This is a genomic window from Streptomyces sp. NPDC087270, from assembly GCF_044744625.1.
Taxonomy (GTDB): domain Bacteria; phylum Actinomycetota; class Actinomycetes; order Streptomycetales; family Streptomycetaceae; genus Actinacidiphila.
Genome location: NZ_JBIUYR010000013.1, coordinates 46,815 through 67,914 on the forward strand (window position 1 = coordinate 46,815; position 21,100 = coordinate 67,914).

The 21,100-nt window shown below is 71.9% G+C and carries 16 protein-coding genes; 8 read left to right on the forward strand and 8 right to left on the reverse strand.

Going from position 1 to position 21,100, the window contains the following annotated elements:
• Positions 1 to 206: 206 nt before the first annotated feature.
• The 5 genes from ACIPAE_RS24975 (at position 207) to ACIPAE_RS24995 (ending at position 9,345) form a co-directional block, all read left to right on the forward strand.
• Positions 207 to 1,472, forward strand: a complete 1,266-nt coding sequence (locus tag ACIPAE_RS24975; RefSeq protein ID WP_402448007.1) for an aromatic acid exporter family protein — start codon at positions 207 to 209, stop codon at positions 1,470 to 1,472.
• A gap of 487 nt (positions 1,473 to 1,959) precedes the next feature.
• Entirely contained in the window at positions 1,960 to 6,243 is a 4,284-nt protein-coding gene (locus tag ACIPAE_RS24980) for a discoidin domain-containing protein (RefSeq protein WP_366414119.1), read from the forward strand.
• Positions 6,244 to 6,449: 206 nt separating this feature from the next.
• Complete coding sequence (locus ACIPAE_RS24985; RefSeq protein ID WP_329371842.1) at positions 6,450 to 6,962, forward strand: DUF664 domain-containing protein; 513 nt, start codon at positions 6,450 to 6,452, stop codon at positions 6,960 to 6,962.
• Between the two features lie 169 nt (positions 6,963 to 7,131).
• Positions 7,132 to 8,850: an MFS transporter gene (locus tag ACIPAE_RS24990; RefSeq protein ID WP_402448010.1), complete on the forward strand. Its 1,719-nt coding sequence runs from the start codon at positions 7,132 to 7,134 to the stop codon at positions 8,848 to 8,850.
• A 30-nt stretch (positions 8,851 to 8,880) separates the two neighbouring features.
• A complete protein-coding gene (locus ACIPAE_RS24995; protein ID WP_329371843.1) occupies positions 8,881 to 9,345 on the forward strand; it encodes a MarR family transcriptional regulator in 465 nt (154 codons plus the stop codon).
• A gap of 68 nt (positions 9,346 to 9,413) precedes the next feature.
• Here the strand turns inward: ACIPAE_RS24995 and ACIPAE_RS25000 are convergent, their stop codons facing one another.
• Positions 9,414 to 10,925 (reverse strand): DHA2 family efflux MFS transporter permease subunit, encoded by a 1,512-nt coding sequence (locus ACIPAE_RS25000; protein WP_329371845.1) that lies wholly within the window; start codon positions 10,923 to 10,925, stop codon positions 9,414 to 9,416.
• A 195-nt stretch (positions 10,926 to 11,120) separates the two neighbouring features.
• Between ACIPAE_RS25000 and pgm the strand changes: the two genes are divergently transcribed.
• Positions 11,121 to 12,761, forward strand: coding sequence for a phosphoglucomutase (alpha-D-glucose-1,6-bisphosphate-dependent) (gene pgm, locus ACIPAE_RS25005; protein WP_329371847.1), 1,641 nt, complete (start codon positions 11,121 to 11,123; stop codon positions 12,759 to 12,761).
• A 100-nt stretch (positions 12,762 to 12,861) separates the two neighbouring features.
• On the opposite strand, the gene ACIPAE_RS25010 is transcribed toward pgm, so the two are convergent.
• The 5 genes from ACIPAE_RS25010 to ACIPAE_RS25030 form a co-directional block, all read right to left on the reverse strand.
• Positions 12,862 to 14,628: an ABC transporter ATP-binding protein gene (locus ACIPAE_RS25010; RefSeq protein ID WP_402448013.1), complete on the reverse strand. Its 1,767-nt coding sequence runs from the start codon at positions 14,626 to 14,628 to the stop codon at positions 12,862 to 12,864.
• A 306-nt stretch (positions 14,629 to 14,934) separates the two neighbouring features.
• The gene (locus tag ACIPAE_RS25015; RefSeq protein ID WP_366414218.1) at positions 14,935 to 15,714 is read right to left on the reverse strand and encodes a chaplin; all 780 of its coding nucleotides are present in this window, start codon (positions 15,712 to 15,714) and stop codon (positions 14,935 to 14,937) included.
• Between the two features lie 227 nt (positions 15,715 to 15,941).
• Positions 15,942 to 16,625: a hypothetical protein gene (locus tag ACIPAE_RS25020; RefSeq protein WP_402448016.1), complete on the reverse strand. Its 684-nt coding sequence runs from the start codon at positions 16,623 to 16,625 to the stop codon at positions 15,942 to 15,944.
• A 197-nt stretch (positions 16,626 to 16,822) separates the two neighbouring features.
• Positions 16,823 to 17,098: a DUF5133 domain-containing protein gene (locus ACIPAE_RS25025; protein ID WP_329371855.1), complete on the reverse strand. Its 276-nt coding sequence runs from the start codon at positions 17,096 to 17,098 to the stop codon at positions 16,823 to 16,825.
• A gap of 325 nt (positions 17,099 to 17,423) precedes the next feature.
• On the reverse strand, positions 17,424 to 17,597 hold the full coding sequence (locus ACIPAE_RS25030; protein ID WP_328474890.1) for a hypothetical protein: 174 nt from the start codon (positions 17,595 to 17,597) through the stop codon (positions 17,424 to 17,426).
• A 466-nt stretch (positions 17,598 to 18,063) separates the two neighbouring features.
• Here ACIPAE_RS25030 and ACIPAE_RS25035 point away from each other — a divergent pair, with 466 nt between their 5' ends.
• Complete coding sequence (locus ACIPAE_RS25035; protein ID WP_329374466.1) at positions 18,064 to 19,323, forward strand: MFS transporter; 1,260 nt, start codon at positions 18,064 to 18,066, stop codon at positions 19,321 to 19,323.
• Between the two features lie 82 nt (positions 19,324 to 19,405).
• On the opposite strand, the gene ACIPAE_RS25040 is transcribed toward ACIPAE_RS25035, so the two are convergent.
• Both ACIPAE_RS25040 and ACIPAE_RS25045 read right to left on the reverse strand, forming a co-directional pair.
• Complete coding sequence (locus tag ACIPAE_RS25040) at positions 19,406 to 20,026, reverse strand: hypothetical protein (protein ID WP_402448018.1); 621 nt, start codon at positions 20,024 to 20,026, stop codon at positions 19,406 to 19,408.
• A complete protein-coding gene (locus ACIPAE_RS25045) occupies positions 20,023 to 20,472 on the reverse strand; it encodes a YchJ family protein (RefSeq protein ID WP_402448020.1) in 450 nt (149 codons plus the stop codon). The genes ACIPAE_RS25040 and ACIPAE_RS25045 overlap by 4 nt, the downstream gene beginning before the upstream one ends.
• Positions 20,473 to 20,646: 174 nt before the next feature.
• On the opposite strand from ACIPAE_RS25045, the gene ACIPAE_RS25050 reads away from it, so the two are divergent.
• Positions 20,647 to 21,027: a hypothetical protein gene (locus tag ACIPAE_RS25050; RefSeq protein ID WP_402448022.1), complete on the forward strand. Its 381-nt coding sequence runs from the start codon at positions 20,647 to 20,649 to the stop codon at positions 21,025 to 21,027.
• Positions 21,028 to 21,100: the final 73 nt, after the last annotated feature.

The following is a 21,100-nucleotide window of genomic DNA, read 5'->3' on the forward strand; positions in this document are numbered from 1 at the left end:
TGGGGCGTTGATGCGTCCAAGACCTTGACGCGGGCGGGTGCCCGACCGTCATGGCGTGCCACGCGGGCGGGTGCCCGACCGTCATGGCGTGCCCGGGGCGGCCGCGGGCGCCGGTGCCGCCCGCGCGCCATGACGTGCCCCGGTAAAGATCGACCCTAGGCTGACTCGGGAGTAGTGAGATCGCCGAGAGCGGGAAAGGGCACGGGATGCCCGACGTACCAGAACCGATGGTGAAGCTGGTCCGCTGGACCGCGGAGCCGGTGGCCAACCAGATCGTCCGGTCCACGGCCGCGGCCGTCATCTCCTACCTCGCCGCGGTCTGGCTGCTGCCGCAGCCGGTCCCGCTGACCGCGCCGCTCACCGCGCTGCTCGTGGTCCAGGTGACCCTCTACTCCACGTTCATAACGGGGATCAGGCGGGTCAACGCCGTCGTGATCGGCGTGGTCATCGCGATCGCCTTCAGCTCGCTGGTCGGCCTGCGCTGGTGGAGCCTCGGTCTGATCATCCTCACCGCGCTGCTGGTCGGGCGGGTGGTGCGGGTGGGCGAGTTCGAGGCGGAGGTGGCGATCTCCGCGATGCTGGTGCTCGGCGTGACCAAGGTGGGCAGCGCCGCGTGGGACCGGATCTACGAGACGCTGATCGGCGCCGCGGTCGGCCTGCTGTTCAACCTGCTCTTCGCCCCGCCGGTGTGGGTGCAGTCCGCGGGCGGGTCGATCGAGGAGATGGCCCACCGGATGGGCCGGCTCTTCCGCGACATCGGCGGGCAGGTGGCCGGGCACCTGCCGGTCGAGCGCGCCGCGGCCCGGCTGCACGAGGCACGCGGGGTCGACCACGACATCACCGAGGTGGACGCGTCGCTGCGGCAGGCCGAGGACAGCCTGCGGTTCAACCCCCGGGTGCGCGAGGGGCTGCTGTCCCGGGTGGTGCTGCGCACCGGCCTGGACACGCTGGAGATCTGCGCGGTGGTGCTGCGGGTGCTCTCGCGCACGCTCACCGACCTCGCCAAGGAACGCACCGGCGAACCGCTCTTCCCCGAGGAGATCGGCCGGGAGCTGGAGCAGCTCTTCGACCATGTGGCGGGCGCCATCGAGAGCTTCGCGGTGCTGATCACCACTCAGGTCTCGGCGAACGCGCAGACCGCCGAGGAGCGCCTCGCGGAGGCGCTCCTCGATGCCTCGCGGGTCCGCGACCGGGTGGCGGACCTGCTGCTGGCCGGGGTGCGGTCGCATCCGCGGCAGTGGCAGCTGCACGGGGCGCTGCTCGCGGAGGTGGACCGCATCCTGGACGAACTCGCCGTGGAGAAGCGCTCCGAGCGGCTGGTGGAGGAGTTGGACCGGCAGTCCACCGAGATGAGCGAGCGGCACCCCCGGCTGGCCATGATGCGGCGCCGGCTCAGCGGAACGAGCGCGGTGCAGCGCGCGTCGGCTCCGGTGAAGGCCGCGTTCCGCAGGCAGTTCGGCTCCGACGACTGAGCTGCTCTGATGGCTGATCGGCTCCGACATCCGATCGGTGACGACGTCTGACGGGTTCGGACGGCTGATCGGGTCCGGCGGCTGGGGCGTGTCCCCGGCCTTCTTCCTCGCGGGCGTGTTCGGGGCCGCCGCCGTCCGTCCCCTCGGCGCTCCCCGCCCGGCAGGCGCACGGCTTCGTATCCATGCCGCGCTTCCGGTCGGGGCGCCGGGGCCGGAAGCGGGCCGTTGCTGGGCCGGTGGGGGCGGTCGCGGGAGCGGGTCCGCGCTGACGGTTCAACTTCCGTTGGCCGCGCGCGAATCGGTGCTGTCACAAGGATAGACGGCGCCGTAGCGCGTCTGTAACACTCTGCCAGCACGTACGCAAAATATTCGCAGATCGACGATTGATCTGCATGGGCACAGTGCAACTTCAATGGCTCGATCCGCATGTTTCGGATTGTGCAGTCAGTGAGTCTCCTCCATCCGGACCACGACACAGAGGGACGCCATGAGACCCAAGCGCTCCATTCCACGGCTGGTTGCGGGGGTGACCGCGGCCGGCCTGCTCCTGCTGGGCGTGCAGGCCATCCCCGCCACCGCCGCGGGGGGATCGAACGCGGTGGCGGGCAAGTCCGCCGCGGCCAGCAGTACCGACGGGAGCAACACCGCCGCCCACCTGAACGACGGCAACCAGGGCACGTACTGGGAGAGTTCGGGCAAGACTCTTCCGCAGTGGGCCCAGATCGACCTCGGCAAGGACAAGGTCGTCGACCAGATCCAGCTCAAGGTGCCCGCCTCCTGGAGCAAGCGCAGCGAGACCATGTCGCTCCAGGGCAGCGAGGACGGGGTCAGCTTCGCGACCCTGGTCAGCTCCGCGAAGTACACCTTCGACCCGGGCAAGGCCAACACCGTCAAGGTGTCCTTCCCGGCGCAGAAGGCCCGTTACGTGCGGGCCGAGGTCTCGGCGAACACGGCCGGAAAGACCGCGCAGCTCTCGGAGTTGACCGCGGTGGCCGCGGCCGCCTCCACGGACAACCTCGCCGCGGGCCGCCCGACCGCCGAGTCGAGCCACAACGACGTCTACCCGTCCGGCAACGCCGTCGACGGCAACGCGAACACCTACTGGGAGAGCGCCAACAACGCCTTCCCGCAGTGGCTGCGGGTGGACCTCGGTAGCGCGGTCCCGGTGAACAAGGTCGTGCTGAAGCTGCCCCCGGCCACCTCATGGGCCGCCCGCACCGAGACGCTCGCGGTGCAGGGCAGCACGGACGGCAACACCTTCTCCGACATCGTCGCCTCGGCCGGGTACGCCTTCGACCCGGCCAGCGGCAACACGGTGACGATCACCTTCAACTCGACCACGACCCGCTACGTCCGGCTGAACGTCACCGGCAACACCGGCTGGGCCGCGGGCCAGATCTCCGAGTTCGAGGTGTACGGGCCGACCACCGGCGACACCCAGGCGCCCTCCGCGCCGACCGGCCTCGCCTACACGCAGCCGGCTTCCGGCCAGGTCAAGCTGACCTGGAGCGCTTCCACCGACAACGTCGGTGTCACCGGGTACGACATCTACGCCAACGGCACCCTGCGCAGCTCGGTGGCCGGCAACGTGCTGACGTACACCGACAGCCAGCCCGACACCGCCACCGTGACGTACACCGTCAAGGCGCACGACGCGGCCGGCAACCAGTCCGCGGCCAGCAACAGCGTGACGCGCACCGGCACCTCGGGTGACACCCAGCCGCCGTCGGCGCCGACCAACCTGGCCTACACGCTGCCGGCTTCCGGCCAGATCAAGCTGACCTGGAGCGCGGCGAGCGACAACGTCGCCGTCACCGGCTACGAGGTGTTCCGCAACGGCACCAAGGCCGCCACCACCGCGGGCGACACCCTCAGCTACACCGACAGCCAGCCGGACACCGCCACCGTCACCTACTTCGTGCGGGCCGTGGACGCGGCCGGCAACGAGTCGGCGAACAGCAACACGGTGACCCGCAACGGCACTTCACCGCCCACCGGCGGCACCAACCAGGCCGTCGGCAAGCCGATCACGGCCTCCTCCACGGTGCAGAACTTCGTCGCCACGAACGCCAACGACGACGACGTGACCACCTACTGGGAGGGCACCGGCACCAGCTCGCTGACGATCAAGCTCGGTGCGAACGTGGACACCAGCCAGGTCGTGGTGAAGCTCAACCCGTCCTCCGCCTGGGGCGCGCGCACCCAGACCATCGAGGTCGACGGCCGCGAGCAGTCCGCGACCGACTTCAGCCAGATCTCGGCGGCCAAGCAGTACAGCTTCGACCCGGCCACCGGCAACAGCGTGACCATCCCGGTCACCGCGCGGGTCGCCGACGTGCGGCTGACCTTCAGCAACAACTCCGGTGCGGGCGGCGGCCAGGCGGCCGAGGTCCAGGTCATCGGGGTGCCCGGGCCCAACCCGGACCTGACGGTGAGCACGCTGACCGCGTCTCCGGCCGCCCCGGTGGAGACCGACCCGATCACGCTGACGTCGACGGTGAAGAACATCGGCACCAACGCCTCACCGGCCACCAACGTCAACTTCTACCTGGGCACCACCAAGGTCGGCACCGCGAGTGTCGGCGCCCTGGCGGCGGGCGGCAGCACCAGCGTCTCGGCGAACATCGGCGCCGAGAACTCCGGCAGCTACCAGCTCACCGCGAAGGTCGACGAGGCCAACCTGGTGATCGAGCAGAACAAGACCAACAACACCTACACCGCGCCGAGTCCGCTGGTGGTCAAGCCGGTCGACAGCTCCGACCTGGTGCCGGTGACCGCCTGGTCGCCGGGCAACCCGTCGGCGGGCCAGAACACCAACTTCACGGTGGCGATCAAGAACCAGGGCACGGTGGCCTCGGCCTCCGGCGCGCACGCCGTCACGGTGTCGGTGATCGACGCGGCCAGCGGCAACGTGGTGAAGACCCTCACCGGCTCCTACAGCGGCGCGATCGCCGTCGGCGCCACCACCGCCCCGGTGAACGTGGGCAGTTGGACGGCCGTCAACGGCAAGTACACGGTGAAGACGGTCGTCGCGGTCGACGCCAACGAGGTGTCGATCAAGCAGGCCAACAACACCGACAACCAGTCCTTCTTCGTGGGCCGCGGCGCCAACATGCCGTATGACGCCTACGAGGCGGAGGACGGCTCGGTGGGCGGCGGCGCGACGGTCCTCGGGCCGAACCGCACCATCGGCGACCCGGCCGGCGAGGCGTCCGGCCGGCAGGCCGTGCACCTGGCCGGCAACGGCCAGTACGTGCAGTGGACCACCCGCGCGGACACCAACACGCTGGTCACCCGCTTCAACATCCCCGACGGCACCGACTCCACCACGCTGGACGTCTACGTCGACGGGACCCTGCTGAAGACGATCAGCCTGAGCTCGAAGTACGAGTGGCTGTACGGCGACGAGGCGAGCCCCACCAAGTCGCCCGGCTCCGGCGGCCCGCGGCACATCTACGACGAGGCGAACCTGCTGCTCGGCACCACCGTGCCGGCCGGTCACACCATCAGGTTGCAGAAGGACGCGGCGAACACCGCGGCCTACTACAACATCGACTACATCGACCTGGAGCAGGTCACCGCGACGCCGAACCCCGACGCGACGAAGTACGTCGTGCCGGCCGGCTTCACCCAGCAGGACGTGCAGAACGCGCTGGACACCGCGCGGCAGGACACCACCAAGCTCGGTGTCTACCTGCCCGCCGGCACCTACCAGGTGTCCAGCAAGTTCAACGTCTACGGCCGGGCGGTCAAGGTGATCGGCGCCGGTCCGTGGTTCACGCAGTTCAGCACGCCGCAGACCCAGTCGAACACCGACGGCGGCTTCACGGTGCAGAGCACCGCGGACGGCTCGACCTTCACCGGGTTCGCCTTCTTCGGCAACTACACCAGCCGGATCGACGGCCCCGGCAAGGTCTTCGACCTCAGCGGGGTCTCCGACCTGACCATCGACAACCTGTGGGTCGAGCACATGATCTGCGGGGTGTGGGCGACGAACGTCGACGACTCGCACTTCACCAACCTGCGCATCCGTGACACCTTCGCGGACGGCATCAACCTGACCAACGGCTCCACCGGCAACACGGTCAGCAACGACGAGGCGCGGTCCACCGGCGACGACAGCTTCGCGCTGTTCCCGGCCATCGACAACCACAACGAGCAGGAGACCGGCAACACCTTCTCCAACCTCAGCGTGCAGACGGTGTGGCGGGCCGCGGGCCTGGCGGTCTACGGCGGTGGCGGCAACACCTTCAGCAACCTCTACATCGCCGACAGCCTCACCTACCCGGGTGTGACGATCGGTTCGCTGGCCTTCGGCGGCATCCCCGCCCTGGGCTTCGAGTCGTCGCCGACGACGAACCTCTCCAACATCACGCTGGCCAGGGACGGCGGCCACTTCTGGGGCGCGCAGACCTTCCCGGCACTGTGGATCTACTCGGCGGAGTTCAAGTTGCAGGGCCTGCGGCTCAGCAACATCGACATCAGCGACCCGACCTACTCCGGCGTGATGTTCCAGACCAAGTGGAACGGCAGCACGCCGCTCAACCCGATCACCGACACCACCATCACCGACCTGTCGGTGACCGGCGCGCACAAGAGCGGTGACACCTACGACGCGAAGTCCGGCTTCGGTCTGTGGGCCAACCCGCAACCGGAGGCGGGCCAGGGGCCGGCCGACGGATCGGTGACGATCAACGGACTGACCGAGAGCGACAACGCGGTGGACATCGAGAACACCACGTCCACCTTCACCATCAACGTCAACAACTGAGGCCCGCGCCCCGGCTGACGGGGTGAGAGGAGGGATCGACAGCAAGGAGAGCAGAACGCGCCCGGGGCGTGCCCGTGTCCGCACCATGGACACGGGCACGCCCTGCGTGGCGGGTGCGCGCCGGCGGCGAGGTCGGCGGGAAGAATGCGAGGGCTGCTGGAAGTTCCCTGGGGGCAAGCACCTCCGACAAGCCGCTGGAGCACTCGATGAACACCGCTGAAGTCCTCGCCGACGCCTACGGCCGTATCCAGGAGGTCGTGCACTCCGCCGTCGACGGTCTGACCGCCGAGGAGGTGGCCGTACGGCTCGACGACGAGGCCAACTCGATCGGCTGGCTGGTCTGGCACCTCGCCCGGGTCCAGGACGACCACGTCGCCGACGTGGCCGGCCGCGAACAGGTCTGGACCGCCGACGGTTGGGACAAGCGCTTCGACCTGCCCTTCCCCGCCGGCGCGATCGGCTACGGCCACAGCGCCGCGCAGTCCGGGCAGGTCGAGGTCGCCGACCCGGCCCTGCTCACCGGCTACTACGACGCCGTGCACGCGGCCACCCTCGACTACCTCGGCGGCCTGACCGACGACGACCTCGACCAGGTCGTCGACGAGCGCTGGGACCCGCCCGTCACCCTCGGGGTCCGCCTGATCAGCGTGATCGGCGACGACCTCCAGCACGCCGGCCAGGCCGCCTACATCCGGGGCATCCTGCTGCGCCGCCGCTGACCTCAACCCCGCCGTAGAGCCCGGGAATCCAGGGGAGCGCGCCTGTCGAACGCGCGCTCCCCGCACCCCCGCGACGCCCTCGAACCGCCCTGCAAGGCAGGCACCTCCGGTGCTAGAGTTACTTAACCTAAGTTAACTAACTGCTCTCCGGCTGGGGTGTGACCGCCGCATGGCGACCGAAGAAGACTCGACGACACGAATACGACGGCGTCCCCCGCGTATCGCCGCCGACCATCCGCACTACAAGTGGGTGGCCCTGTCCAACACGACCCTCGGCATGCTCATCGCCACGATCAACGCCTCGATCGTGCTCATCTCACTGCCCGCCATCTTCAACGGCATCCACCTCGACCCCCTCCAGCCCGGCAACGTCAGCTACCTGCTGTGGATGCTGATGGGCTACATGCTCGTCACCGCGGTCCTGGTGGTCACCCTCGGCCGGCTCGGCGACATCCTCGGCCGGGTGAAGATCTACAACGCGGGCTTCCTGATCTTCACCATCACCTCGGTGATCCTGTCCGTCGACCCGATGCACGGCGGCGGCGGCGCCCTGTGGCTGATCGGCTGGCGCGTCGCCCAGGCGGTCGGCGGCTCCATGCTGATGGCCAACTCGGCGGCGATCATCACCGACGCCTTCCCGGCCCGGCAGCGCGGCATGGCGCTCGGCGTGAACATGGTGGCCGGCATCGCCGGCTCCTTCATCGGCCTGGTGCTCGGCGGCCTGCTCGCCGAGTGGAACTGGCGCTCCATCTTCTGGGTGAACGTCCCGATCGGCCTGATCGGCACCGTGTGGGCCTACCGCTCCCTGCACGACACCGGCATCCGCCGCCCCGCGAAGATGGACTGGTGGGGCAACATCACCTTCGCCGTCGGCCTGACCGCGCTGCTCGCCGGCATCACCTACGGCATCCAGCCCTACGGCGGCCACACCATGGGCTGGACCAACCCGTGGGTGCTGGCCGGGCTGATCGGCGGCGTCGCGCTGATCATCGTGTTCTGCCTGATCGAGTCGCGCGTCGCCGAACCGATGTTCCCGCTCGAACTCTTCCGCAACGCCGCCTTCGCCGGCGGCAACGCGGCCACCCTGCTCGGCTCCATCGCCCGCGGCGGCCTGCAGTTCATGCTGATCATCTGGTTGCAGGGCATCTGGCTGCCGCTGCACGGCTACAACTACGCCGACACCCCGCTGTGGGCGGGCATCTACCTGCTGCCGCTGACCGTCGGCTTCCTGGCCGCCGGCCCCGTCGCGGGGGCGCTCTCCGACCGGTACGGCGCCCGGCTGTTCGCCTCCGCGGGCTTCGTGGTGATGGCCGGCTCGTTCGCCGGGCTGCTGCTCATCCCGACGAACTTCAGCTACTGGGTCTTCGCGCTCGTGGTGTTCCTCAACGGCCTCGGCGGCGGCCTGTTCGCCGCGCCCAACACCTCGATCATCATGGCGAGCGTGCCCGCGGAGTCCCGCGGCGCCGCCTCCGGCATGCGGGCGACCTTCCAGAACGCCGGCATGGTGCTGTCCATCGGCGTGTTCTTCTCGCTCATGGTGGCCGGGCTGGCCCGCTCGCTGCCGAACACCCTCAGCACCGGGCTGACCGCCCAGGGTGTGCCGGCGGCCAACGCCCACCAGGTGGCGAACCTGCCCCCGGTCGGCACCCTGTTCGCCGCGTTCCTCGGGTACAACCCGATCCAGCAACTGCTCGGCCCCGACCTGCTCGGCAAGCTGTCCAAGCAGCACGCACACACGCTCACCGGACGGGAGTTCTTCCCGCACCTGATCTCCGGGCCCTTCCACGACGGCCTGGTCGTGGTGTTCGCCCTGGCGATCGTGATGTCCTTGGTGGCGGCGGGTGCGTCCCTGATCCGCTCCCGCAAGGTCACCGAGAAGCAGGGCTGACACCGTACGGCCGAAGGAGGCGCCCCCGCCATGACCGAGCACGACGGGCGCGGGGGCGCCTCACCGGCCGCCGTCGCACTGATCGTCGCCCGCCTGTACCGCCAGCTCGCGCAGGCGTCGGCGGACGACCTCAACCTGACCTACGCGCAGCTCTCGGCACTCGCCAGGATCGAGCAGTTCGGGCCGATCCGGCTCGGCGAGCTCGCCGCGCGCGAGCAGGTCGCCGCGCCGACCCTCACGCGTACGGTGCGGCCGCTGGCCGAGGCCGGGCTGATCGGGAAGGAGCCGGACCCCAGTGACGGGCGGTCCTGGCTGGTCAGCATCCACGGAGAGGGCCGCGCCCTGCTCGACCGTATCCGGCGCGAACGGTCCGAACTCCTCGCCCGCCGCATGGGCCGGCTGACACCGGAGCAGAGGGAGACGCTCAGCGCGGCACTTCCCGTCCTGGAACTGCTCCTCACGGAAGTGGCCCCACCCGACGATCTGCCCGGCTGAGCGCCGCCAGGGACCAGCCACGGCGGACCGCAAGGTCCCTGAACCGGCAGGACGGGGCACCCCGGGGCTCAGAGCACCCGGGAACTACCCGGCTCCAAGGGAGGCGCCGAGAACCCGCAGTTGGCAGCGCACTGCGGCTCCGCGGAGTCGGCCTCACCCTCCGAGAGCGCCGTCCCGGAGGGCACGAGGAAGGCGGCGAGCGCGGCGCCGGCCGCGCACAGGCCCGCACAGATCACCATCGCCTTGCCGAAGGCGTCGTTGACGGCGTGCGGCGAGGTGTACGCCTTGTTGGACAGCCCGATGGCCAGCGGCAGCGCGGCGACGATGAGGAGCTGCGCGACCCGGGCCGCCGCGTTGTTGACGCCGCTGGCCACGCCGGCGTGGTCGACCTCGACCGACGCGAGGACGGTGGCGGTCAGCGGCGCCACGAACAGGCTCATGCCGAGCCCCTGCACCACCACCGCGGGAAGCACGTCCACCAGGTAGGAGGAGGAGCCCGGCGAGATCCGGGTGAGCAGCAGCATGCCCGCGGCGGCGAGCAGCGGCCCCACCGTGAGCGGCCGGCGCGGCCCGATCCGCTGGGCGAGCGCGCCCGCGGGCGCGGAGAGCAGCAGCATCAGCACGGTGACCGGCAGCGTCGCCAGGCCCGCGCGCAGCGCGCTGTACCCGGCGGCGATCTGCAACTGCACCGGCAGCAGGAAGAACACCCCGCCGATCGCCGCGTACAGACACAGCGTCACCAGGTTCATCGCGGTGAACAGCCGGGAGGAGAAGACGTTCAGCGGCAGCATCGGATGCTCCCTGACCCGTTCGGTGCGCAGGAACGCCACCCCGCACAGCACCCCGGCGAGCACCGGCAGCCCCACCTTCAGCGGCGAGGGATGGCTCGACGCGGTGATCAGCGCGTAGGTGATCCCGGCCAGGCACAGCGCGGCCAGTGCCGCCCCGGCGATGTCGAAGGACCCGGAGGCGGTGCGGTCGCGGCTCTCCGGCACGTGCCGCGCCGCGATCGCCACGACCACCGCGCCCAGCGGCACGTTGATGAAGAAGATCCACCGCCAGCCCGGCCCGTCCACCAGCCAGCCGCCCAGGAACGGGCCGACCGCGCCCGCCACGCCGCCCAGGCCCGACCACGCGCCGACCGCCTTCGCCCGGTCCTCCGGCCGGAACGTGGACTGCACCAGCGCCAGCGAACCGGGCGTCAGCAGCGCGCCGCCCACCCCCTGCAGGGCCCGGGAGGCGATCAGCATGGCGCTGTCCTGCGCGATCCCGCACAGCGCGGACGCCAGCGCGAACCACACCACGCCGATCGTGAACACCCGCCGCCGCCCGTACCGGTCGCCGAGCCCGCCGCCGAGCAGGATCAGCCCGGCCAGCGTCAGCAGGTAGCCGTTGACCGTCCACTGCAGGGTGGCCAGCGACGCGCCCAGGTCCTCGCCGATCCTCGGCAGCGCGATGTTGACGATGGTGCCGTCCAGCATCGCCATGCCCGAGCCGAGCACCGAACAGGCCAGCACCCACCGCCCGGTGCGGGACGCCATCCGCACCCCGTCCGATGCCGGCAGCTCTGCCGTGGCCATCGCCTCCGCCTCTCCCGCGCGCCGGGTGCGCCCACGCCGGGTGCCCACACCTGCCGAAGCGTCACCATCCTAGGGCCGCGGCGCAGATGCGGACCTTGCGGCGAGGCCGTGTCGGCACGGCGGGGCGGCCGCGTGAGAATAGGCGGGCAGGGCAGGCCACCCACCACGACAGCCAGCAGCGAGAAGGAGTGCAGGATGCCGCACGAGCGTGCCGGAACACCCGCCCGGCCGGAGGACCTGGTCGACGTACCCCGGCTGGTCACCGCGTACTACGCCCTGCACCCCGACCCGGGCGAGCCCGGGCAGCGGGTGGCGTTCGGCACCTCCGGGCACCGCGGCTCGGCGCTGGACACGGCGTTCAACGAGGACCACATCGCCGCCACCAGCCAGGCCATCTGCGAGTACCGCGCCGCGCAGGGCACCGACGGCCCGCTGTTCCTCGGCGCGGACACGCACGCGCTGTCCGAGCCCGCGCGGGTCACCGCGCTGGAGGTGTTCGCCGCGAACGACGTGACCGTCCTGATCGACGCCGCCGACGGCTTCACCCCGACCCCGGCCGTCTCGCACGCCATCCTGACGTACAACCGGGGGCGTACCACCGGTCTCGCGGACGGTGTCGTCGTCACCCCCTCGCACAACCCGCCGCGCGACGGCGGCTTCAAGTACAACCCGCCCACCGGCGGCCCGGCCGGCTCCGACGCGACCGGCTGGATTCAGGACCGCGCCAACGCGCTGATCGCGGACGGCCTGCGGGAGGTGCGCCGCATCCCCTACGCCCGGGCGCTGGCCGCCGACACCACCGGCCGCCACGACTTCCGCGGCGGGTACGTCGACGACCTGCCGCACGTCCTCGACCTGGAGGCGGTCCGCCGCGCGGGCGTGCGGATCGGCGCCGACCCCCTCGGCGGCGCCTCGGTCGGCTACTGGGGCGAGATCGCCGAACGCCACGGCCTGGACCTCACCGTGGTCAACCCGTACGCCGACCCGACCTGGCGGTTCATGACGCTCGACTGGGACGGCAAGATCCGGATGGACTGCTCCTCGCCGTACGCGATGGCGTCGCTGATCGCGCGCAAGGACGAGTACGACGTCGCCACCGGCAACGACGCGGACGCCGACCGGCACGGCATCGTCACCCCCGACGGCGGCCTGATGAACCCCAACCACTACCTGGCGGTGGCGATCGACTACCTCGCCGGGCACCGCGAGCAGTGGGGCGAGGACCTGGCGATCGGCAAGACCCTGGTCTCCTCGTCGATGATCGACAAGGTGGTGGCCGGTCTGGGCCGCACCCTCACCGAAGTCCCGGTCGGCTTCAAGTGGTTCGTGGACGGGCTGCTCGGCGGCACCCTCGCCTTCGGCGGCGAGGAGTCCGCGGGCGCGTCGTTCCTGCGCCGCGACGGCAGCGTGTGGACCACCGACAAGGACGGCATCCTGCTGGCGCTGCTCGCCGCAGAGATCACCGCGGTCACCGGCCGCAGCCCCTCGGAGCACTACGCGGACCTCACCGCGAAGTTCGGCACGCCCGCCTACGCCCGGATCGACGCGCCCGCCGACCGCGCGCAGAAGGCCGTGCTGGCCAAGCTCTCGCCCGACCAGGTGCCCGCCCGCGAACTGGCCGGCGAGCCGGTCACCGCCGTGCTCACCGAGGCGCCCGGCAACGGCGCCCCGCTCGGCGGCATCAAGGTCTGCACCGACAGCGCCTGGTTCGCCGCGCGCCCGTCGGGCACCGAGGACGTCTACAAGGTCTACGCCGAGTCGTTCCAGGGCCCGGAGCACCTGGCCCGGGTGCAGGACGAGGCCAAGGCGATGGTCTCGGGGGTGCTCGGCGGCTGACCGAGGGCTGACGGCTGACGGCTGAGGACGGCCGGCGGCCGGCGGTCGGCGGCCGTGGGACGGGGCGGCCCGGGCGCACGCGCTCGGGCCGCCCCGCGGCTCACGCCAGCTGGGCCGCCTGGAGACCCGCGTACGCGCCGCCGCGCCGCAGCAGTTCGGCGTGCGAGCCGACCTCCACGATCCGGCCCTCGTCCATCACCACGATCCGGTCGGCGTTCCTGATCGTGGACAGCCGGTGCGCGACGACGAAGACCGTACGGCCCTTGACCAGCCGGCCGAGCGCCTGCTGCACCAGCGACTCCGAGCGGGAGTCCAGCGCGGACGTCGCCTCGTCGAGCACCAGCACCCGCGGGTCGCGGATCAGGGCGCGCGCGATGGCCAGCCGCTGCTTCTGCCCGCCGGACAGCCGGGCGCCGCGCTCGCCGACCACCGTGTCCAGGCCGTGCGGCATCCGGTCGATGAACTCCATCGCGTTGGCGTCCCGCAGCGCGGCCCGCACCTTGTCCTCGGACACCTCGGCCATGCCGTAGGTGACGTTCTCCCGCACGCTGCCCTCGAAGAGGATCGAGTCCTGCGGCACCACCGACAGGAAGCTGCGGTAGTCCCGCAGGTCGAGCGACTCCATGTCGACGCCGTCCAGCAGGATGCGGCCGCTGGTCGGGCGCAGGAAGCCGATCACCAGGTTCAGCACCGTGGACTTGCCGGCGCCGGAGCCGCCGACCAGCGCGATCGTCTCGCCGGGCCGTACGTCGAGGTCGAAGCCGGCCAGCGACGGGCGGTCGGTCTCGGGGTAGGTCAGTTCCACCGCGCGGAACTCGAACCGGCCCACCACACCGCTGACTTCGGCCTTGCCGTCGTTCTGCTCCAGGTCGGGCGCCTGGAGCACCTCGCCGATCGAGCGCACCGACTCCAGGCCCTTGCCGATCTGCGGGGCGAGCGTCAGCAGGGTGGTCACGGACGCGGTGAGGCTGGAGAAGTACGCCGAGAGCATCACCACGGTGCCCGGAGTGACGTTCAGCCAGCCGTAGTAGGCCACCAGCGCGGAGCCGGACAGGCAGGCGACGCCGATCGCGTTGAGCAGAATCCAGGCGATCGAGCCGAACCAGCCGTTGAGCCGGTCGAGTCGCAGCCCGGCGTGCAGCACCTCGCCCAGGGTGCGGTCCATCCGGTGCAGCGCGGTGTCCTCCAGGCCGTGCGCCCGGGTGATCGGGATCAGCGTGGTCATCTCGCTGACCCGGGAGGAGAGCTGCTCGACCTGCTGCCGGAACATCTCGTTGCGGTCCTTCAGCCGGCGGCGCAACTTGACCACCAGCACGGCCGAGGCGGGCACCACGATCAGGTAGACCGGCAGGAACGCGGGCGCCTGGATGCCGATGACCACCAGGCCGCCGGAGAGGGTGGCGATCGCCGCCAGGCCGTTGTCCGCGGTCTGCTGGGCGGCGGTCTCGATGGTCTCGACGTCCCTGATCACCTTGGCCTGGAGCACACCCGCGCTCACCCTGGCGTGGTAGCCGATCGACAGCTGCTGCATCCGGTGGCACAGCGCGGTGCGCAGCCGGGTGCCGGTGCGCCGGATCGAGCCCTGCATGTTGCGCACGTACGTCAGGTGCAGGGGCAGGTTGAGGACGAGGATCACCAGCAGCACCGCGGAGTTCCACCACAGGATGGAGATCGGCTTGTGCTGCACCACGACGTCCACGACGTTGGCGGTGATGAGCGGCAGCAGCCACACGGGGGCGTGCTTGGCGAGGAACGCGGCGACGGCGAAGCCGACGCGGCGCCGGTCGGGGTGGAAGAGGTAGAGGAGAGTACGGAGAGGGTGCTCGCCACGGTAGCGGTGGCTGAGCGTGCCTTGCGGCAACGCCATTGCGGGGCTCCTCGAATCACGTCTTCGCGGTGATGCGGTAAGGGTGGGGCACGGCACGGACGGGCTTCGGCGCTGAAGCCTGCGTGCGTGTATGTGCGCGCATACACCCTAGGGGTTGGAGCGCTCCGCCGCGCCCGGCCGAGCGGCGTCTTTCCTGGTCACGGGCGCGGGTAATCGAGTTGACGGATTCGGCCCGCCGTGCGGAAGGCGTACGGCGGGCCGGGAGTGGGGGCTGTGCGGGGTGTCGCTGGGGTGCTGTGGGGGCCGGCCGGCGGACGAGGAGGGGGCGCCGCCGGCCGGCGGCGGTCAGCGCCGGGCGGACCCGACCGCCTGCGCCGCGGCGGCGGTTCGGGCCGCCGGGCGCGCCTTGCGGTAGAGCACCACGCCGCCGAGCAGCAGCGCCGCGCTCGTGCCGGCGGTCCAGCCCAGGCCGTCGGCACCGGTGTGCGCGAGGGACGGGTGGGCCGCGGAGTAGGCGGTGTCCACCGTGTCGTTCGGCGGCGCGGGGATCGGCTGGTGGGCCGGCGGCGGGGGCGGGGTGCTGTTGACCGCGGTGTTGCCGAAGGCGGGGTTGCCGACCCCCACCACGTTCACCGAGTTGCCGGAGACGTTGATCGGGAGGTCGATCGGCAGCTGGAGTGAGTTGCCGGACAGCACTCCGGGGGAGCCGGTGGTGCGGCCCGCCGCGTGGGCGCCGCCGGAGGAACGGGAGCCGGCGGAGCCGGCCCCGGACTCGTCGGCGGCCGGGCCGGCGTGCTTGGCGGGGCGGGCGCTGGTCGACGAGGCCGACGAGGCCGACGACTTGGCAGCGGACGACGCGGACGAGCCGGCCGCCGACGACCCGGCCGAGGTGTTCGCGCAGGTGTTGCCCATCGACGGGTTGAGCAGGCCGACCACGTCGACGGTGTTGCCGCAGACGTTCACCGGGACGTGCACCGGGACCTGGACGGAGTTGCCCGACAGGACGCCCGGCGAGCCCGCGGTCTCGCCGCCGGCCGTCGCGTCCGCCTGGGCGTACCCGGCGGACGCGAGCACACCGCCCGCGACCATCGCGGTGACCAGTCCCTTTCGGGCAACCTTGTTCATACGCTCACTGCCTTCCGGGAAAACATCACGAGCCGTATGCCCGCATCGAGGACAACGCGCGACACGGCCAAACGGGGCATGTCCGCACGCCGATTCATCCCAACGGGTGACCGTGCGCTGGCCGTGGTCCCGCCCTGCCGATAGGGGCGGGACCTCCGGACGGAACCGGGAAATGCCTGGTGAGCCGCGGGGTTCGAGGGCGAATGCCCCGGGAGAATGGAACGAAACTATGAATTTCCGTTGCCCGCCGTCTCCGGGGTGACGCCGTACTCGGCCAGCCACGCCAGCAGTTCGCCCCGGCCGGCCGCGGCCAGGCTGCCGCCGGTGAACCGAGGGTCGCAGGTCACCTCGGCGACCGCGCCTCGCGGCACCTCGAAGGCGTGCATCTCGGCGTCGTCCGCGAACTCCGCCTCGGCCAGCACCAGTCCGTGCAGCGGCGGCTCGAACACGTCGATTCCCAGCGGCGGAACGCTGTGGCGGGACTTGCGCAGCACGCGCGCGGGCAGCACCGCGAACACCTCGTATTCCGCGGCGGAGAGATACGTGTTGGTGAGCAACCCCTGTACGGGTCCGGGGGAGTCCGCCGGGATCTTCTGGGTGAGCTTCAACTGCGGGGCGGAAAGCCCCGGTCGGTCATTCCCGGCACCGGGGGCGGCGGCCCGGGCGGACAGCGGCTCCACGCGGCGCAGCCGCATCCTGGTGCCGAGCAGATAGCGGTCGGTGATCCGGTGTACGGGTCCGTGCGAGGCACCCGGCGGCGCCGCGAACAGGAAGCGGCGCTCCCGCTCCACGCGGGCGTACTTGCCCGGCACGACCCCGGGTGCGGCCGAGCAGGTGGAGGCGGCGGAGACGATGGGTTCGGCAGGTTCAGCGGAAGGCGCGGCGGAGGCCGGTCGGTGCTGCGGGATCATGGTGACCATGATGCGCGGGCGGCGGGCCGCGTGGACGACCGCGACCCGCACCCGCGGGGTCGCTGTCCGGTACGCCGTCGTCCGGTCGGTGCTTCAGCCTTCGTTCTTCGCTTGTACGGTGCTGCGGTGCTGCGATGGGGGAGATCCGTGGCCGGCGTTCAGCGGGTCACCGGATCAGGAGCGCGGCCTGGTGGTGCTCAGGCCGCGCTGACGTCGCGAGCCGGGTCCGCGTCCAGCGCCCCGGCCGCGATGGTGTCGATGTGCCGGCGCGCGGCCGCGAGCGCCGCCCCGATCTCCCGGGTGCCGGTCGACACGCACAACGTGTACATCGTGTCCTGCAACTGCTGCCGTACCAGGGGGTCGACGCCCTCCGCACGGTCCGACCCGTCCGCGTGCCCCTCGTCGACGACGGCGCGAAGCGTCTCGTAACGCTCCACCAGGTTGCGCAGGACGGTCGGGTGGGCCATCAGCATAGGTTTGCTCCTCGAGTGGTCGGCGAAATCGGCGCACACGAGGGCCGTTTGCCCGGTCGGGGTCCATGCATGCGAAATACACACGGAATTTACGTCGATCCGTGCATGACACATGTCACATCGGTGTCCTGGGTCGGATACCCGTGGGTCGGCCGGGGGTCGCGATGTACCTGGGGTGAACGGCCGCTGACATCCCGTCAGCCGTGGACGGCGGCGCCCCGGCCCGCCCCCGGAGGTCGTCCGGGCGGCGGGCGGTTGCCGGCGCGGGTCGCGCCCGCGTGCCGAACGGCGCCCCGTACGAGGCGCCGTCAGCCGGGTGGCACCGTCAGTCGATGCTGCGCAGGATGTGCGTCTCGCTGGGGTCGTCCTCGTATCCGGCGAGCCGGATCGGCGCGCAGCGGGACCATGCGTCCAGCGGGCGCTCCTCGTCGAGCAGGGACGTGACGTCCCCGCCGCGTTCGGCCGTGTTGTCCTTGCGGATGGGCTTGTCTGCTGACACCGCGCACTCCTTAGCGTCGCGTGGTCCGGGACGGCCGAACGCGGTCGGTTCCTCGCGTCACGGCGCCCGGTGGGAGGTCCTTCTCTTTCGGGCGGTGCGGACGCGGTGGCGCCTGATGCCGGTGCCGGAAAGCGTGGCCGAGTCGGCGACTGGTTCCGGGACTGGGCCGCGGGGCCAGGTACTTCCCCGACGGCTTGCTCGTCCCGGTCAGCGTATGCCGACGCACGCTGAGCCACCAGCCGGTTTCGGTCCGCGTCGGCCACCCGGGTGGATGTGTCACCCGTGCGCCCACCTGCGCCGCCGTGCGCCCCGCCGCTTCGCGCGGCGGCCCCGGTTGCTACGGTTTCGCGTGCTCAACAGTGAAGAAGACCACCGCGACGCGGTCGAGCCGTCCGGTACGCCGGCCGGTTCCGGCACCGCCGCGGGCGCCCCGGCCGCCGCCTCGACCGTCGCGGCGCCGGCCGCGATCCCCGCCCCGCGCCGCTCCCGGCTGCTCGCCGACATCTCCCCGCTGCGCGAGCACGCCGACTTCCGGCGCCTGTGGTTCGGCAACGCCGTGTCCTACATAGGCCAGCAGATGACCGCGATGGCCGTGGCACTCCAGGTCTACGCGATCACCGGCTCCAGCTTCTACGTGGGCCTGGTCGGCCTGTGCTCCCTGGTCCCGCTGATCGTCTTCGGCCTCTACGGCGGTGCGGTCGCCGACGCGGTCGACCGGCGCCGGCTCGGGCTGGTCACCGCGAGCGGCGCGACGGTGCTGTCGGCCGCGCTCGCCGTCGTGGCCATCGCCCACGTGCACAAGGTCTGGCCGCTCTACGCGATCGTCGCCCTCCAGGCGGTGTGCTTCGCGATGAACTCGCCCGCCCGCTCGTCCATGATCCCCCGGCTGCTGCCGCCCGAGCGGCTGCCCGCCGCCAACGCGCTCGCCTCCCTCGCCGGCGGGGTCGGGCAGATGGCCGGGCCGATGCTCGGCGGCGTCTTCGTCGGCTTCTGGGGCTACCAGGCGGCTTATCTGATCGACGTGGCGGCCTTCACCGCCTCCCTGTACGCGATGTGGCGGCTGCCGGCGATGCTGCCGGGGGAGCCCGGCGCCGACCCGGCCGCCGTACGGCGCAGGCCGTCGGTCCTGGAGGGGCTGCGCTACCTCGGTGCCCGGCCCAACCTGCGGACGACCTTCGTCTCCGACCTCGCCGCCATGGTGCTCGCGCAGCCCCGCGTGCTGTTCCCGGCGGTCGCCGGGCTCTGGTTCGGCGGCGACACCCGTACGGTCGGGCTGCTCGCCGCCGCGCCCGCGACCGGGGCGCTGCTCGGCAGCGTCTTCTCGGGCTGGCTCGGCCGGGTCCACCGCCAGGGGTTCGCGGTGCTCGTCGCGGTCGGCTCCTGGGGCGCGGCCGTCGCCGTCTTCGGCCTCACCCGCAACCTCCTGCTCGGCCTGTTCTTCCTCGCGGTCGCGGGCTGCGCCGACACCGTGTCCATGGTCTTTCGCAACACGATGCTCCAGTCCGCCGCGCCCGACGACATGCGCGGGCGGCTCCAGGGCGTCTTCCTGGTCGTCGTGGTGGGTGGGCCGCGGCTCGGCGACTTCCTCGCCGGCTCCGCGTCCGACCTGTTCTCCCCGACCGCGGCGGTGGTCGGCGGCGGGATCGCCTGCATCGTCGCGATCACGGTGATCGGGCTCTTCCAGCGCGGCTTCCTGCACTACGACGCCCGCGACCCGATCGCGTAACGCGCGCACGCCCGTCATGCGGCTGTCGCGGCCATCACGGGCTGCGCGGGCACGCACCGGCGGGCGGGCGCCGGTCACGCGGTCAGGGGAGCGGGAGCGCGGTGAGGGCGGCGGCCTGGGCGCCGACGGTCGGGTCCAGGGCGAGGGCCGCGCGGGTCAGGGCGGCGAGGTCGTCGGGGAAGCGGCCGGTGGGGTGCGGGGGCAGCCCGACGCGGGGGTAGGCGCGGGTGAGGAGGGCGTGGGCGGTGGCGGGGTCGCCGCGGTGCAGTGCCTTGACGGCGGCGACCCCGTTGGCGAGGGCGCTGGCGGTCGGCGGCCAGGGGTGGCGCACGGTGGGGTCGGAGGGCGCGGCACCGGGTTCCGCGGCGATGTCCAGGTCGAGCCGCCAGAACGGCGGCAGCCCCTCGAAGGCCACGAAGAGCAGCCGCCGCCCGGGGGTGCCGGCGGTGTCCGGGTCGCCGCGCAGCGACGTCAGCGGACGCACCCGGGCGAGCAGGTCGCCGGCCCTGTCCACGCAGGTGCCGAACCGGTCGTCCGGCACCGTCCAGACGGCGTCGATGTCGCTGTACGGGTCGGCCGTGCCCGCCGCGAGGGACCCGCGCAGGTCCGCCCGGCCGCCGGGGCACGCCTCGGCCAGCACCTCCAGCACGTGGCGCGCCACGGCCGCGCGTACCACCGGATCGAGCCCGGGCACCTCTGTCACGCCAGGGCCTCCACGTAGACCCACAGCCCGCCCTCGCGGACGAAGCGGCTGTTCTCGCGCTGCTCGCCGTCCTGCCCGCGCAGCCGGTAGCGGGCGCGGAACTCGACGGTGCCCTCGGCGTGGAAGGCGCTGCCCCCGGTGCGGCCGAGGATGTCCAGGCCGGTCCAGCGCACCTCCGGGTCGAGGTCCAGCTCCGGCGGTCTGGTGGCGGCGGCCCAGGTGCGCAGCAGATACGCGGCGTCGCCTGCGGCGAAGGCGGCGTAGCGCGACCGCATCAGCCGTTCGGCGGTGGGCGCGGCCGCCTTGCCCGCGTGCAGGGCGCCGCAGCACTCGCCGTAGGAAGCGGGCAGCCCGCAGGGGCAGGCGGCGGCCGGCGGAGGAGCGGCGGCGGGAGCGGGGCGGTCGGCCCGGGGCGTGCGGGAGGTACGGGCGGTGCGTCGCGGCATCCCCCGATTGTGCCGTAGACCGCGGGCGACGGAACCACCCGGAAAGCCCTCGCCCGTTCGGACCAGTTCGGGGTTTTGTCCGGCTCGCAGCGGAAATGCGCTGACCATGGCCCGCCGCGCCCGCGGACCGACCGCCCGCCCGCCGGTCCACCGGTCCACCGGAGAGGAATCATCGTGAGTACCGCGCAAGAACAACCCGTTGACCCGTCAGCGCAGGTCGCGGTCGTCCTGGACAGCTGCGTCAAGGAGGACGCGGTCGCCGTCCTGGCCGCGCTCCAGGCGAGCTTCCCGTCCGACCGCGCCGAGGACGACAAACCCGTGGACACGGAGGGCGGCCACCCCACGGTGTGGACGGCCACGTTCGACGTCTCGCGCACCCTCGGTCTGGCCGACCCCGGCCGGCTCTCCGAACCCGTCACCATCACCGCCCAGGGCGGCTACCTCGCGGTGGACCGGCTCCGGGAAGGCCTCGCGGAGGCGTTCTCGGTCCGTGTGGTCGGCACCGCCGCCGGCGACCAGGAGCAGGAGGCGAGGCTGCGGCTGGAGAACCGGTAACGCGCAGCCGCCCCGGAAGCGGTCGCCTCGGAGACGGCCGACCCGGAAACGGTCGCCCCGCGCCCGGCCGACC